14 protein-coding genes are annotated in these 14472 nt (G+C 72.3%); 8 read left to right on the top strand and 6 right to left on the bottom strand.

From position 1 onward, the window contains the following. The first annotated feature begins 1 nt into the window (after position 1). Complete coding sequence (locus tag ACIRB1_RS11220; protein WP_403465325.1) at positions 2-1435, top strand: cobyrinate a,c-diamide synthase; 1434 nt, start codon at positions 2-4, stop codon at positions 1433-1435. Then, complete coding sequence (gene cobI, locus ACIRB1_RS11215) at positions 1420-2166, top strand: precorrin-2 C(20)-methyltransferase (protein ID WP_352184551.1); 747 nt, start codon at positions 1420-1422, stop codon at positions 2164-2166. The genes ACIRB1_RS11220 and cobI overlap by 16 nt, the downstream gene beginning before the upstream one ends. An 11-nt stretch (positions 2167-2177) precedes the next feature. Here cobI and ACIRB1_RS11210 read toward each other — a convergent pair whose 3' ends face one another. Then, positions 2178-2972 carry a ZIP family metal transporter gene (locus ACIRB1_RS11210; protein WP_352184552.1) on the bottom strand — a complete coding sequence of 265 codons (795 nt, stop codon included), beginning with the start codon at positions 2970-2972 and terminating at the stop codon, positions 2178-2180. A gap of 122 nt (positions 2973-3094) precedes the next feature. On the opposite strand from ACIRB1_RS11210, the gene cobM reads away from it, so the two are divergent. Genes cobM through cobC form a run of 6 tightly spaced genes read left to right on the top strand, consistent with a single transcriptional unit; the run spans position 3095 to position 9589 of the window. Then, positions 3095-3919 carry a precorrin-4 C(11)-methyltransferase gene (gene cobM / locus ACIRB1_RS11205; RefSeq protein WP_352184553.1) on the top strand — a complete coding sequence of 275 codons (825 nt, stop codon included), beginning with the start codon at positions 3095-3097 and terminating at the stop codon, positions 3917-3919. After that, positions 3916-5214, top strand: coding sequence for a precorrin-6y C5,15-methyltransferase (decarboxylating) subunit CbiE (cbiE, locus tag ACIRB1_RS11200; RefSeq protein WP_403465324.1), 1299 nt, complete (start codon positions 3916-3918; stop codon positions 5212-5214). The genes cobM and cbiE overlap by 4 nt, the downstream gene beginning before the upstream one ends. After that, complete coding sequence (cobJ, locus tag ACIRB1_RS11195) at positions 5211-6932, top strand: precorrin-3B C(17)-methyltransferase (RefSeq protein WP_403465323.1); 1722 nt, start codon at positions 5211-5213, stop codon at positions 6930-6932. The genes cbiE and cobJ overlap by 4 nt, the downstream gene beginning before the upstream one ends. Before the next feature lie 5 nt (positions 6933-6937). Next, positions 6938-7594, top strand: a complete 657-nt coding sequence (locus tag ACIRB1_RS11190; RefSeq protein ID WP_352184650.1) for a precorrin-8X methylmutase — start codon at positions 6938-6940, stop codon at positions 7592-7594. Beyond that, on the top strand, positions 7591-8514 hold the full coding sequence (locus ACIRB1_RS11185; RefSeq protein WP_403465322.1) for a sirohydrochlorin chelatase: 924 nt from the start codon (positions 7591-7593) through the stop codon (positions 8512-8514). Before ACIRB1_RS11190 ends, ACIRB1_RS11185 begins: the two co-directional genes overlap by 4 nt. Then, positions 8504-9589, top strand: a complete 1086-nt coding sequence (gene cobC, locus ACIRB1_RS11180) for an Rv2231c family pyridoxal phosphate-dependent protein CobC (RefSeq protein ID WP_403465321.1) — start codon at positions 8504-8506, stop codon at positions 9587-9589. The genes ACIRB1_RS11185 and cobC overlap by 11 nt, the downstream gene beginning before the upstream one ends. Before the next feature lie 26 nt (positions 9590-9615). Here the strand turns inward: cobC and ACIRB1_RS11175 are convergent, their stop codons facing one another. From ACIRB1_RS11175 to ACIRB1_RS11155, 5 genes are all read right to left on the bottom strand, one after another. Further along, entirely contained in the window at positions 9616-10521 is a 906-nt protein-coding gene (locus tag ACIRB1_RS11175; protein ID WP_403465320.1) for an SCO1860 family LAETG-anchored protein, read from the bottom strand. 131 nt (positions 10522-10652) lie between these two features. Then, the gene (locus ACIRB1_RS11170) at positions 10653-11744 is read right to left on the bottom strand and encodes an amidohydrolase family protein (RefSeq protein ID WP_352184559.1); all 1092 of its coding nucleotides are present in this window, start codon (positions 11742-11744) and stop codon (positions 10653-10655) included. An 89-nt stretch (positions 11745-11833) separates the two neighbouring features. Continuing rightward, a complete protein-coding gene (locus ACIRB1_RS11165) occupies positions 11834-12613 on the bottom strand; it encodes an amino acid ABC transporter ATP-binding protein (protein WP_352184560.1) in 780 nt (259 codons plus the stop codon). Then, positions 12610-13449: an amino acid ABC transporter permease gene (locus ACIRB1_RS11160; protein WP_352184561.1), complete on the bottom strand. Its 840-nt coding sequence runs from the start codon at positions 13447-13449 to the stop codon at positions 12610-12612. The genes ACIRB1_RS11165 and ACIRB1_RS11160 overlap by 4 nt, the downstream gene beginning before the upstream one ends. Next, the gene (locus ACIRB1_RS11155; protein ID WP_352184562.1) at positions 13446-14300 is read right to left on the bottom strand and encodes a transporter substrate-binding domain-containing protein; all 855 of its coding nucleotides are present in this window, start codon (positions 14298-14300) and stop codon (positions 13446-13448) included. The genes ACIRB1_RS11160 and ACIRB1_RS11155 overlap by 4 nt, the downstream gene beginning before the upstream one ends. Positions 14301-14472: the final 172 nt, after the last annotated feature.

The following is a 14472-nucleotide window of genomic DNA, read 5'->3' as shown; positions in this document are numbered from 1 at the left end:
CGTGACGTCCTCTTCCCCCCTGTCCCCCTCGTCCTCGTCGTCCCCGTCGTCCTTGTCCGTTCCCCGGTTGGTCATCGCCGCGCCGTCCTCCGGCAGCGGCAAGACCACCGTCGCCACGGGGCTGATGGCCGCGTTCGCCTCGCGGGGGCTTGCCGTGTCTCCGCACAAGGTCGGGCCCGACTACATCGATCCCGGGTATCACACGCTCGCCACCGGGCGGGTGGGGCGGAACCTCGACGCGTATCTGTGCGGGCCGGAGTTGGTGGCTCCGCTGTTCGCGCACGGGGCCCGTGGGTGTGATCTCGCGGTGGTCGAGGGTGTGATGGGAATGTACGACGGGGCTGCCGGGGAAGGGGAGTTGGCATCCACCGCGCATGTGGCGAAGTTGCTGCGGGCGCCGGTGGTTCTCGTCGTCGACGCGTCCTCGCAGTCCCGGTCCGTGGCCGCGTTGGTGCACGGCTTCGCTTCCTGGGACCCGGAGGTCCGGGTCGCTGGGGTGATCCTCAACAAGGTGGCTTCGGACCGCCATGAGGCGTTGCTGCGCGAGGCGTTGGACTCGGCCGGGGTGCCGGTGCTCGGTGTGCTGCGGCGGGTTCCTCAGGTGGACACGCCTTCTCGGCACCTGGGGTTGGTACCGGTCGCCGAGCGGCGGGCCGCGGCGGTGGAGGCTGTCGCGGCGATGGGGGCGCAGGTGGCCGCCGGGTGTGATCTTGAGGGATTGGTGGCGCTGGCGCGTAGTGCCGGTGCGCTGTCGTGTGCGGGGTGGGATGCGGATGAGGCCCTGACCTCGTCCTCGAACGCCGGACGGGCTGAAGATGCCCGGCCCGGCTCGAACGTCACCGTGGCCGTCGCCGGAGGCCCCGCCTTCACCTTCTCCTACGCCGAACACACCGAGCTGCTCGCCGCCGCCGGTGCCGAGGTCGTCGTGTTCGATCCGTTGCGGGACGAGGAACTGCCGGACGGGACACGGGGGTTGGTGATCGGGGGCGGGTTCCCCGAGGTGTACGCCGCTGAGTTGTCCGCGAACGAGCCCTTGCGCAAAGCCGTGGCCGCTCTCGCGCGGAGTGGCGCCCCCGTCGCCGCCGAATGTGCCGGACTGCTGTACCTGTGCCGGGAGTTGGACGGGATGCCGATGTGCGGGGTGCTGGACGCGGCCGGCGCGATGAGCGGGCGGCTGACCTTGGGGTACCGGGACGCCGTCGCGTTGAGCGACAGTGTGCTGGCCGTGGCGGGGACGCGGATGCGGGGGCACGAGTTCCATCGGACCGTCGTGGAGCCCGGCTCGGGGGCGGCGCCCGCCTGGGGGGTTCGCGCCCCTGAGCGGCGGGTCGAAGGTTTCGTACAACAGGGTGTGCACGCGAGTTATCTGCACACGCACTGGGCGGCCGAGCCCGGTGTGGCCCGTCGGTTCGTGGAGAGGTGCCGGACGTCATGAGCAGCAGCAGGTTGATCGGAGTCGGGGTGGGTCCCGGCGATCCGGAGCTGGTGACCGTCAAGGGCGTCAACGCTCTGCGGGAAGCCGACGTGATCGTCGTGCCCGTCATGGACACCGGGGAGCGGGGGCGGGCCGAGGCCACCGTTCTGCACTACGTGCCCGAGGCGAAGGTGCTGCGGGTGGTGTTCGCGCTCAACGAGCGGACCGACCGTGCCCGTCGTGAGGCCGCCTGGGATGCCGCGGGGGCCAAGGTCGCCGAGCTGCTCGGGACGAACGGTGTCGTCGCGTTCGCCACCATCGGGGACCCGAACGTCTACTCCACCTTCACCTATCTCGCCCTGACCATCAGGGAGTTGGTGCCGGGGGTCGTCGTCGAGACCGTGCCCGGGATCACCGCCATGCAGGATCTCGCGGCCCGCTCGGGGGCCGTGCTCACCGAGGGGACCGAGCCGTTGACGCTGGTGCCGGTGACCGCCGGGTCGGGTGTGCTGAAGGACGCGCTGGCGGGGCCGGGGACGGTCGTGGCGTACAAGTTCGGGCGGCAGGCCGCCGAGGTCGCCGAGGCGCTGCGGGAGACCGGGCGGATCGGGGACGCGGTGTGGGGGTCGGCGCTCGGGCTGCCCGGGGAGTCGATACGGCCCGCCGCGGAACTGGACGGGGAGCCGTTGCCCTATCTGTCGACGCTCATCGCGCCCGCGCGGCGCGAGGGCGGGCGGGGCGGGAAGCTGTGAGCGGTCGTGGCTCAGGCCGCCGCGAGGCCGACCACCAGCCAGATGAACGCCGCTCCCGCGACCGTGCACAGCAGGGTCGCGGGTGCGGGGTGTTCGTGGTGCGCCTCGGGGAGGATCTCGGCCGCGGCGAGGTAGAGGAGCACCCCGCCGAAGAAGCCGAGATAGCCGCCGAGCAGGGCCTCCGGGATGGTGAGGAAGGCCGTCGACACGGCACCGGCCACGGGGGCCGCCGCGTCCGCGACCAGCATCGCGATCGCCTTGCGGCGGGCGTTGCCGTACAGACTCGTGATCGTGTACGTGTTGAAGCCGTCCGCGAAGTCGTGGGCGACGACCGCGAGCGCGACCGCCGTGCCCATGCCGCCGCCCACCTGGAACGCGGCGCCGATCGCGACCCCGTCCATGAAGCTGTGCCCGACCATCGCGGAGGCCGCCGTGAGGCCCACCTCGGGCGCGCGGGCGTCGCGGAGCCTCTCGGGCGCGTCGGTGTCGTGCGATCGAGCGCCCGGAGGCGGAGCACTGTAAACGGTCTCCTCCGCGCCGTGCGAGGCCTGGCGGGCGGCGAGCAGGCGTTCGACCAGATGGGCCACGAGGAAGCCGGCCACGAAGAGCAGCAGGGCGGCCGGTACGCCGAAGACCTCGCGGCCCGCCGCGTGCAGCGCCTCCGGCAGCAGGTCGAGGCCGACCACGCCCAGCATCAGGCCGCCGGCCAGGCCCAGGACGAGATGGCGGCGGTCGGTCACGCGCTGTGCCGTCCAGCCGCCGGCCAGCGTCATCAGGAACGCGCCGAGCGCGACGAAGACCGCCATAGTTCCCTTGCTATCCGATCAACCCCTGTTCGCGCACATCCTGGCCCACTTCAGCCCCCCTCGCATTGACGTTCCCCACCCTTCCCGCCTTTCTTCCGTTCCGCCTGAGAGGACCCAGCCCCATGGCCGATGCCGATACCCCCGCCGGCAAGGTGACCTTTGTCGGTGCCGGCCCCGGCGCCGCCGATCTGCTCACCTTCCGTGCCGCGCGCGCCATCGCCGAGGCCGACGTCGTGATCTGGGCGGCCAGCCTGGTGCAGGCCGAGGTCCTCGACCACGCGCGCGAGGGCGCCGAGATCCTGGACTCCGCCACGATGTCCCTGGAGGACGTCGTCGCCGTCTACGAGCGAGCCCGCGCCGAAGGACTGCGCGTCGCGCGTATCCACTCCGGTGATCCGGCCCTCTGGGGCGGTACGCAGGAGCAGGTCGACCGGTGTGCCGCGATCGGGATCGCGACCGAGATCGTCCCCGGAGTCTCCGCGTTCTCCGCCGTCGCCGCGCTCGCGCGGCGCGAGCTGACGATCCCCGAGGTCGCGCAGTCGGTCGTCCTCACCCGGCTCGGCGGCGGCAAGACGCCGATGCCGCCCGGCGAGGAGGTACGCGAGTTCGCGCGCCACGGCACGACCATGGCGATCTTCCTGTCGGCCGCCCGCAGCGGGCAGTTGGTACGGGAGCTGCTGGAGGGCGGCTACCCGACGGACACCCCGGTCGTCGTCGCGTACCAGGCGACCTGGCCGGAGGAGCTGATCGTGAAGTGCACGGTCGGCACGCTGGAGGAGACGGTCAAGGAGCACAAGCTCTGGAAGCACACGCTCTTCCTGGTCGGCCCGGCCCTCGACGCCCACGGCACCCGCTCGCACCTCTACCACCCGGGCCACTTCCACGGCTATCGCAAGGCCGACCCGGAGGCCCGCAGGGCCCTGCGCTCGCGGGGTGCGAGCACATGATCACGGTCGTCGGGACGGGGACCGGGGCGCCCCTCGCGGACGACGTGCTCGCCGGCGCCCGGCTCGTCGTCGGCGGCCGGCGCCATCTGGCCGCCGTCACGGTCCCCGAGGATGCCGAGCAGCTCGTCCTCGGCCCGCTCGCGCCCGCGCTCGACACCATCGAGGCCTACGTCGGGAAGGGCGAGCCGGTCGTCGTGCTGGCCTCGGGGGACCCCGGGTTCTTCGGGATCGTCCGGGCCTTGGCGGAACGGTTCTCCGGCGACGTCCTCGACGTACGCCCCGGTGTTTCCTCGGTGGCCACCGCCTTCGCCCGGCTCGGGCTGACCTGGGACGACGCGGTCGTGGTCAGCGCGCACGGCCGTGATCTGCGTACGGCCGTCAACGCGTGCCGTGCGCACCCCAAGGTCGCCGTGCTGACCGGGCCGGGCGCCGGGCCCGCCGAACTGGGCGCCGCGCTCACCCACTGGACCGCCGGACGCGTCCTCGTCGTCGCCTCCGCACTCGGTTCCGGTGCGGAGCGGGTCGAACGGGTCACGCCCGCCGAGGCCGCCGCCCGGGACTGGGGTACGGCCGTGAGTGTCGTCCTGAGTCTGGACGAGTCGCGGGTGCCGGGTGCCGTGCGGACGGTCGCCGGGGCCGCGGTCGGACCGGCCCAATGGGCGCTGGACGAGCGGGAGTTCGAGCACCGGGACTCGATGATCACCAAGTTCGAGGTGCGGGCGCTGGCGCTGGCCCGGCTCGGGCCGCGGCTCGGCGAGCTGGTCTGGGACGTCGGTTCGGGCTCCGGGTCCGTGGCCGTCGAGTGCGCGCGGCTCGGCGCCGCCGTCACCGCCGTGGAGAAGACCCGGGACGGTGTCGAGCGGATCAACGCCAACGCCGAGGCGCACGGCGTCGAGGTGCACACCGTGCACGGGGCGGCACCGGCCGTGCTGTCCGATCTCGACGATCCCGACGCCGTGTTCGTCGGCGGGGGCGGGCGCGAACTGCCCGCCATCGTCACCGTGTGCGCGCGGCGGGCCCGGCGGACCGTGGTCGTCGCGCTGGCCGCGCTCGACCGGGTGCCTGCCGTACGGGAGGCCCTCTCGGCGGCCGGACTCGCGGTCGACGGGGTGCTGTTGCAGTCGTCCCGGCTCGCGCCGCTGCCGGGTGACGTGACCCGGCTCGCGGCGGCCAATCCCGTTTTTCTGCTGTGGGGAATCCGAACCCCGGACCGCATCCAGGACCGAGTCCACGACCGAATTCAGGACCGAATCCAGGACCGGACCCCCTTGTCTCCAGAAGGAGTTGCTCTGTGATCGGCCTCATCTCCGCCACCGCGGCGGGCGCGGGTGCGCGGGACCGGCTGGCCGCCGCGTGGCCGGACCATACCCGCGTCTACGAGGGTCCCGTGGCGGACGCCGTCCGGACCGCGTTCGCGGAGTGCGAGCAGCTCGTGTGCTTCCTCGCCACCGGAGCCGTCGTACGGCTGATCGCCCCGCTGCTGGGCGACAAGCGGACCGACCCGGGGGTCGTGTGCGTCGACGAGGGCGGCCGGTTCGCCGTGTCGCTGGTCGGCGGGCACGGCGGCGGCGCCAACGAACTCGCCGTGGAGGTGGGCGAGTTGCTCGCCGCGCAGCCGGTGGTGACGACGGCGACCGACGCGGTGGGTATGCCCGGCCTCGACACGCTCGGGTTCCCCGTGGAGGGCGACCTCGCCGGCGTCTCGCGCGCGCTGCTCGACGGCGAACCGGTCGCCCTGGAGGCCGAGACGGCGTGGCCGCTGCCGCCGCTGCGGGTCTCGGAGCAGGGCGGCGCGTACGTCATCCGGGTCACCGACCGCGCCGTCGAGCCCGCCGCACGGGAGGTCGTGCTGCGACCGCCGTCCCTGGTCGTCGGGGTCGGCGCCTCCAAGGGGGCGCCGGTGGACGAGGTGCTCGGGCTCGTCGAGAGCGCGGTGCGTGACGCGGGGCTGTCCCTCGCCTCCCTCGCCCGACTCGCCACCGTGGACGCCAAGTCGGGAGAGCCCGGCATCGTGGAGGCGGCCCGCCGTCTGGGGGTGCCGCTGGTGACGTACTCCGCCGAGGAGCTGGCCGCCGTGGACGTGCCCAACCCCTCGGGCGCGCCCCTGGCCGCCGTGGGCACGCCGTCCGTGGCGGAGGCCGCCGCGCTCGTGGACGGGGGTGAACTCCTCGTCCCCAAGCGGAAGTCGGAGCGTGCGGACGGACAGCCGGCCATGGCGACCTGTGCCGTGGTACGACGGGTCGCGCGCGGACGGCTCGCGGTGGTCGGGCTCGGGCCCGGCGCCCGGGATCTGGTCACCCCGCGCGCGAAGGCCGAACTCCGGCGCGCCGCCGTGCTGGTGGGGCTCGACCAGTACGTCGACCAGATCCGGGATCTGCTGCGGCCCGGGACCGTGGTCCTGGAGTCGGGGCTCGGCGCCGAGGAGGAGCGGGCCCGCACCGCCGTCGCCGAGGCGCGCAAGGGGCAGGCGGTCGCGCTGATCGGCAGCGGGGACGCCGGGGTGTACGCGATGGCCTCGCCCGCGCTCGCGGAGGCGTCCGACGACATCGACGTGGTCGGAGTCCCGGGCGTGACCGCCGCGTTGGCCGCCGCCGCGATCCTCGGGGCGCCGCTCGGCCACGACCACGTCTCGATCAGCCTCTCCGATCTGCACACGCCGTGGGAGGTCATCGAGCGGCGGGTGCGGGCGGCGGCCGAGGCGGACATCGTGGTGACGTTCTACAACCCCCGCAGCCGGGGCCGCGACTGGCAGCTCCCGAAGGCCCTCGCGATCCTCGCCGAGCACCGGGAGCCGGGGACGCCGGTCGGTGTCGTACGGAACGCCTCACGGCCCGACGAGTCCAGCCGGCTCACCACCCTGGCCGCGCTCGATCCCGCGACGGTCGACATGATGACGGTCGTGACCGTGGGCAACACCGCCACCCGGGACATCGCGGGGCGCATGGTGACGCCGCGCGGGTACCGCTGGCAGGCTTCGCGGACGGCGCAGGCATCGCGGGAGGTGGCGAAGTGAGTTCCGTGGACCGGGTGATCCATCCGATCGAGCTGGAGTCCTACCGGCGGCTGCGCGCCCGCCTCGACACCTCGCACTTCCCGCCGCTGACCCGCGCGGTCGTGGAACGGGTCGTGCACTCCGCCGCCGACCTCGACTACGCGTCCGATCTCGTCCTGGACGAGGACGAGTTGGCGACCGCGCACCGCGCGCTGCACGCCGGGGCGCCGGTCGTCGTGGACGTGGAGATGGTCGCCGCCGGCATCACCCGGCGCGACACCGTGTGCCGGCTCCGGGACGCCAGGTCCGGCCCCGGACTGACCCGTTCGGCACACGCGATCCGGCTCGCCTACGACGAGGTCGGGCCCGGCGCCCTGTGGGTGATCGGCAACGCGCCGACCGCCCTGGAGGAGCTGCTGCGGCTGGACGCCTCCCCCGTGCTCGTCATCGGGCTGCCGGTCGGCTTCGTCGGCGCGGTCGAGTCCAAGGCCGCGCTGCGCGAGAGCGGGCTGCCCGCCGTGAGCAACGTGTCCGAGAAGGGCGGTTCGGCGGTCGCCTCGGCGGCCCTCAACGCCCTGCTGTACCACCCCGCTTCACCGTCCGGGCCCGTTCCGGCCGCCGGAGCTGTTCCTTCTTCCGATCCCCTCTCACCTTCCGACGCGTACCACCAGGAGACATCGTGACCACCCCGCCGCCCGCCCTGCTCATCGCCGGACACGGCACCCGGGACGAGGCCGGAGCCGAGGCGTTCCGGGACTTCGTACGGGAGTTGGGCCGCCGTCACCCCGAACTGCCCGTCGCGGGCGGGTTCATCGAGCTGTCGCCGCCGCCGCTGGGCGACGCCGTGACCGAGCTGGTGGAGCGCGGGGTGCGCCGGTTCGCCGCCGTACCGCTGATGCTGGTGTCCGCCGGGCACGCCAAGGGGGACATCCCGGCGGCGCTGGCCCGGGAGAAGGAGCGGCACGAGGGCATCTCGTACACCTACGGCCGTCCGCTGGGCCCGCATCCGGCGCTGCTGAACGTGCTGGAGCGGCGGCTCGACGAGGCGCTCGGCGAGTCGGCGCGCCCCCCCGCCGACCGGGCCGACGTGACCGTGCTGCTGGTGGGGCGCGGGTCGACGGACCCGGACGCCAACGCCGAGGTACACAAGGCGGCACGGCTGCTGTGGGAAGGGCGCGGCTACGCGGGCGTGGAGGCGGCGTTCGTGTCGCTGGCGGCGCCCGACGTGCCGAGCGGTCTTGACCGGTGTGTGAAGCTGGGCGCGAAGCGGATCGTCGTCCTGCCCTACTTCCTGTTCACCGGCATCCTGCCCGAGCGGGTGCGGCAGCAGACGGAGGGCTGGGCGGCGGCGCACCCCGGCATCGAGGTGCGGTCGGCCGAAGTCATCGGCCCCGAGCCGGAGTTGCTGGACCTGGTGATGGAGCGGTACCGGGAGGCGGTGAAGGGTGATCTGCGGATGAACTGCGACTCGTGCGTGTACCGGATCGCGCTGCCCGGCTTCGAGGACAAGGTGGGGCAGCCGCAGCAGCCGCACTTCCATCCCGACGACGAGGGTCACGACCACGGGCATCACCATCACGGCGGGCACGCCCATGCACACTGACAGAGCCCACGGTCCGACGGACAGGGCCCACGATCTGCGTCATCACGGTGACGTCGAAGTCCGGGACGGCGGCGCCCTGTTGATCGATCTCGCGGTGAACGTCCGCGCGAACACGCCCCCGGCCTGGCTGCGCGAGCGGATAGCCGACTCGCTCACCGGCCTCGCCGCCTACCCGGACGGGCGGGCGGCGCGGGCGGCGGTCGCGGCGCGGCACGGGCTGCCGGTGGACAACGTCCTGCTGACGGCGGGCGCCGCCGAGGCCTTCGTGCTGCTCGCCCGCGCCCTGAAGGTCCGTCAGCCGGTCGTCGTTCACCCTCAGTTCACCGAGCCGGAGGCGGCGCTGCGGGAGGCGGGGCACGCGGTGGAGCGGGTGCTGCTGCGGGAGGCGGACGGTTTCCGGCTGACCCCGGGGGCGGTGCCGGAGGACGCGGACCTGGTGCTGATCGGCAACCCGACGAACCCGACGTCCGTCCTGCACCCCGCCGCCGCCATCGCCCGACTCGCGCGTCCCGGGCGGACGTTGGTGGTCGACGAGGCGTTCATGGACGCGGTGCCGGGTGAGCGGGAGTCCCTCGCCGGCCGGACCGACATCCCTGGCCTGGTCGTCCTGCGCAGCCTCACCAAGACGTGGGGGCTCGCGGGACTGCGGATCGGGTACGTCCTCGCCGCCGCCGAGACGATCGCGGAGTTGGAGCGGGTCCAGCCGTTGTGGCCGGTGTCCACGCCCGCGCTGGCCGCGGCGGAGGCCTGTATGGACTCCCAGGCCCTCGCCGAGGCCGCCCATGCCGCCCACCGGGTCACCGCCGACCGGGCCCATCTCGTGGCCGGTCTCGCGGAGTTCGCCCCCGACGGCCTCCGCGTCACGGAACCCGCCGAGGCGCCGTTCGTCCTGGTCCGGGTCCCGAACGCGGTGGCCGTACGGCGCCACCTCCGCGACCTGGGTTTCGCCGTCCGCCGTGGGGACACGTTCCCGGGGCTGGATGAGCAGTGGCTACGGCTCGCCGTCCGGGACCGGGCGACAGTGAACCGTTTCCTCCAGGCACTGGACCAGGCGGTGACGCTGGCGGGCCGATGACCGGGGCCGGGAAACCGGTGGTTGCCTCAGGTGCGGCGACGGCGCGTCATCAGTACCGCCGCTCCCCCCGCCGCCAGCAGCACCACCGCCCCGCCCGCGATGTACGGCGTCGTGGAGCCGCCCCCCGTCTCGGCCAACCCGGCCTCCGCGGGCGCCCCTTGGGGCTTCACGTCCGGCGCGGGCCGGGCGGAGGGCGGCGTCACGGAGGCGGCTTTCGGCGCCTCACAGGTCGCCCGGGCCAACGTCACCGTGCCCTCGACGTCCGCCACGTTCAGCTTCAACGGGTTGACGGAGACCTTGAGTTCGAGCGCGGTCGCGGCGGCCGTACGGGACGTGGTCGACGTCTTGGACAGATCGAGGCTGACGGAGCCGACGCCCGGCACCTGAACCTCCGTAGGACCACTCGCGGTCACCGTGATCCGCTTGCCGAGCACCGTCACCGCCCCCGGCAGGTGCGACGTGGCGACAGGCGTCCTCCCGGCCTCGCACGTCGCCTTCGAGGTGACGGCGTCGATCTCGATGAGCGAGAGCAGCGGCAGCCCGGGAACATGGAGCCGAACGTGGGCAAGGTTGGTGTACCCCTCGGCCTTCGTCGCGGACACGGTCGCCTTCGCCGTGGCGACGTCCGCGCCGAGCACGCTGAAGGGCTGCCCGCCGTTCACGCCGTCCAACTGGGCGGTGAGCGCGGTCTTTTCGGCACTCTGCGGTGCGTGGACCTCGTTGAGGGAGACCGCGAGCGGGACATCCACGGTCTTGTTGAGCAGGGAGACGTCGAGCCCGGTACGGAGCACGACGGCGCTCGCGCGACCCTGGTCGGTGGTCGCGTGGGCAGAACCCGCGCCGGCCAGCGCCACGGGACCTGTGGCGAGGGCGGTCGCCGTGGCCACGGTGGCCCAACGGCGTGCGGGCATGCGGAAGTTGGTGCCGTTCAAGGTGTGGGACCCCCAGAAGAGACATGCGTGGGACCCGGTAAGAATTACTCACGAAGGGTGAACCGTCAGCGATCCGGCGCCACTTCACCCCATCGTGGGTTTTCCGTGAACGTATTCGAATCATCTGGCGACTATTCGACCACCAGCCCGTTCAGCACCACCCGCCGCGGCGACGCGAGCACGCGCACATCGGCGCGCGGGTCGGCCTCGTACACGACGAAGTCCGCCGGCGCGCCCTCCTCCAGTCCGGGCCGCCCGAGCCACTCCCGCGCCCCCCACGCGGTCGCCGACAGCGCCTCCACGGCGGGGATGCCGGCGGTGACGAGTTCGGCGACCTCGGCCGCGACCAGGCCGTGGGCGAGGGAACCCCCGGCGTCGGTGCCGACGTAGACCGGGACGCCCGCGTCGTAGGCCGAGCGCACGGTGTCGTAGCGCCGCTCGTACAGTCGCCGCATGTGAGCCGACCAGCGGGGGAACTTGGCGTCGCCGTCGTCGGCGAGCTTCGGGAAGGTCGCGATGTTGACGAGGGTCGGGACGATCGCGACGCCCCGCGAGGCGAACAGCGGGATCAGCTCCTCGGTGAGGCCGGTCGCGTGCTCGATGCAGTCGATGCCGGCCTCGACCAGGTCGCGCAGCGCGTCCTCCGCGAAGCAGTGCGCGGTGACGCGGGCGCCGAGGCGGTGGGCCTCCGCGATGGCCGGTTCCACCGCGTCGCGCGGCCAGCAGGCGGACAGGTCGCCGAGGTCGCGGTCGATCCAGTCGCCGACCAGCTTGACCCAGCCGTCGCCTCGTCGGGCCTCCTGGGCGACGTAGGCGAGGAGGTCGCCGGGTTCGATCTCGTGGGCGAAGTTGCGGATGTAGCGGCGGGTGCGGGCGATGTGCCGGCCGGCGCGGATGATCTTCGGGAGGTCTTCGCGGTCGTCGATCCAGCGGGTGTCCGAGGGGGAGCCCGCGTCGCGGAGCAGGAGGGTGCCGGCGTCGCGGTCGGTGAGGGCCTGCTGCTCGGCGGTCTCGGCGTCCACCGGGCCGTGGGTGCCCAGGCCCACGTGGCAGTGGGCGTCGACGAGGCCGGGGAGGGCCCAGCCGTCCACCGTCCGGATGTCGTCGGCGGCGACGGGGCGGTCGTAGGAGACGCGGCCGTCGATGACCCAGAGTTCGTCGCGGATGTCCTCCGGTCCCACAAGGACCCGGCCCTTGACGTGCAGCACGGCTTGATCGCTCATGGGACGCACGATAGTTCGTCGGGTGCGGGTCCGTTGTGGCTGGTGGCGAACGTGCGGCGGAGCCACACATCGACGCAGCCCAGCGCCCTTCAGGGGGCGTTGTCCTCGTCCTGTACGTCGGCCATCGCCGGGTCCAGCAGGCGGGACAGGAAGTGGCGGGTGCGGGCGTGCCGCGGGTTGGTGATGACCCGGTCCGGAGTGCCCTCCTCGACGATCGTCCCCGCGTCCATGAACACCACCCGGTCGGCCACCTCACGCGCGAACGTCATCTCGTGGGTGACCACCATCATCGTCATGCCCTCGTTCGCGAGCATCCGCATGACGGCGAGCACGTCTCCCACCAGCTCGGGGTCGAGTGCCGACGTCGGTTCGTCGAAGAGCATGACCTCGGGGTCCATCGCCAACGCCCGTGCGATGGCGACGCGTTGCTGCTGGCCGCCGGAGAGGGAGGCGGGGTGGGCGTCGGCCTTTTCCGCGAGGCCGACACGGCGGAGGTTGTCGGCCGCGATCTTGGCGGCCTGTGCCTTGTCCCGGCGCAGGACACGGCGTTGCGGGAGGGTGAGGTTCTCGGTGACGGTCAGGTGCGGGAAGAGGTTGAACTGCTGGAAGACCATGCCGATACGGCGGCGTACGGCGTCGATGTCGACATCGGGGTCGGTGATCTCGGTGCCGCCGACGAACACCCGCCCCCGGGTGGGTTCTTCGAGCAGGTTCACGCAGCGCAGGAGGGTCGACTTGCCGGAGCCGGAGGGGCCGATGACGCAGACGACCTCGCCCTGTGCGATCTCCAGATCGATGCCCCGCAGCACCTCGTTGGCGCCGAACGACTTGTGCAGGCCGCTCACTTGGATCTCCGGGGTGCTCGTCACCGGATCGCCTCCCCCGTCCTGGTCTCCATCCGCCGGACCACGAAGCTCAGCGGGATCGTCACCAGGAGGTAGCACAGGCCGGCCACCAGGATCGGCGTGGAGTTGGCCGTCGTACTCGCCAAGTCCCTGCCGTATTTGGAGAGTTCGCGTTCCTCCAGGGTGACGCCGAGGAACAGGACCAGGGAGGAGTCCTTGAAGAGGAGAACGAGTTCGTTGGTCAGCGGCGGCAGGATGATCCGGAGCGCCTGCGGGACGACGATCGACACCATGGCCCGCGCGGGCGAGAAGCCGAGCGAACGGGCCGCCTCCGTCTGCCCTTTGGGCACCGCCTGGATGCCCGCGCGGATCGTCTCCGCCATGTACGCGGCCGACACCAGACCGAGCGCGAGGGCGACCTTGCCGTACGTCCCGCCGACGATCTCCGTGCCCGGGAAGGCGAGCGGCACGGCGACGCCGACGAAGATGAAGATCAGCAGGGCCGGCAGGCCGCGGAAGATCTCGATGTAGATCCCGGCGAGCCAGCGGTAGGGGCCCACGGACGACAGCCGCATCAGCGCGACGACCATGCCGAGGACGAGGCCGAAGACGAAGCCGGACAGGGTGTACAGCACCGTGTTCTTCAGCGCCAGCGTGATGACGTCCGGGAACATCTGCCTCGCGATGCTCCACTGGGCGAACTGGTTCTTCAGGCGGCCCCAGTCGGCGGTGACCGCGAAGACGATCACGACGGCGGCGAAGACGGCGTACTGCACGCCCTGGGACAGCCTGCGCCGCTGCCGTCTGCTCAGCCCCTGTCTCCTGGGCTGGAGTGGGAGGTCCGCCGGGTCGCCGGTCATGAGGCCGACGGGGAGGCGGCCGAGGCGTCGTAGGGGCCGATCCACTTCTCGTAGAGCTTCTTGTACGTGCCGTCGGCCTTCGCGTCCTTGATGGCCTTGTTGATGGCGGCAAGGAGTCTGGTGTTGCCCTTCTTGACCGTGAAGCCGTACTGCTCACCGGTGTTGAGGTTGTCGACGACCTTGAAGGCGTCGGCGTTGGCCTTGTTCTTAAGCCAGCCCTGGACGACCGGGTAGTCGATGATGACAGCCTGGACCTGGCCGGTGCGCAGTCCATTGAGGACGGCGTCGGAGGACTCGAAGGAGACGGGGTCGAAGCCCTGCTTCTTGGCGTAGTCCTCGCCGGTGGTCTGTGCCTGGGCGCCCAGCTTCTTACCCTTGGCCTTGACGTCGGCCAGCGAGGTCAGGCCGCTCTTCTTGTCGACGAGGACGGCCTGGGTGGCGTTGAAGTAGGGGTCGGAGAAGTCGACGTTCTTCTTGCGCTCGGCGGTGATGGTCATGCCGGCGGCGGCCAGGTCGCACTCGCCGGCGTTGAGGAAGGCGCCGGTCTTGAAGTTCTCGAAGGGGGTGTCGAGGATCGTCTGCTTCACGCCCAGGTCCTTGGCGACCAGGTCGATGAGGGAGACGTCGAAGCCCTGCACCTTGCCGTCGATCTCGGACTGGAAGGGCGGGTACGGGAGGTGGGTGCAGGTGGTGAGCCGGCCGGCCTTGACGAGTTCGACGCCACCGGCGGCGGTCTTCGAGCCGCTGCCGCCGCTGTCGCTCGACGTACAGCCGGCCACGAGGACGAGTGCGGCGCTCGCGGTGGTGGCGGCCAGGGCGCGGATCATCCGGCGGCCGAGGAGCGTGTTCACGGAGGCCTCCTGTGACGGAACTATGGGTTCCGATTATTCGGAGGGGTTCGGCGGGGCGCTCACCCGGACGGTGACCAGGGGGCCGTCCGGGCTAAGAAGTCGCCGGTTACGCTCATCTCCGTCGATCAGGACCGTCCCGCCCGGCCCCTCCCCCGCGAGCGAAAGAGCACCG

It is taken from the genome of Streptomyces sp. NPDC096013 (assembly GCF_044763565.1).
Taxonomy (GTDB): Bacteria; Actinomycetota; Actinomycetes; order Streptomycetales; family Streptomycetaceae; genus Streptomyces.
The sequence above is the reverse complement of the archived record's forward strand: the minus strand, read 5'-3'. Positions and strand labels throughout refer to the sequence as shown.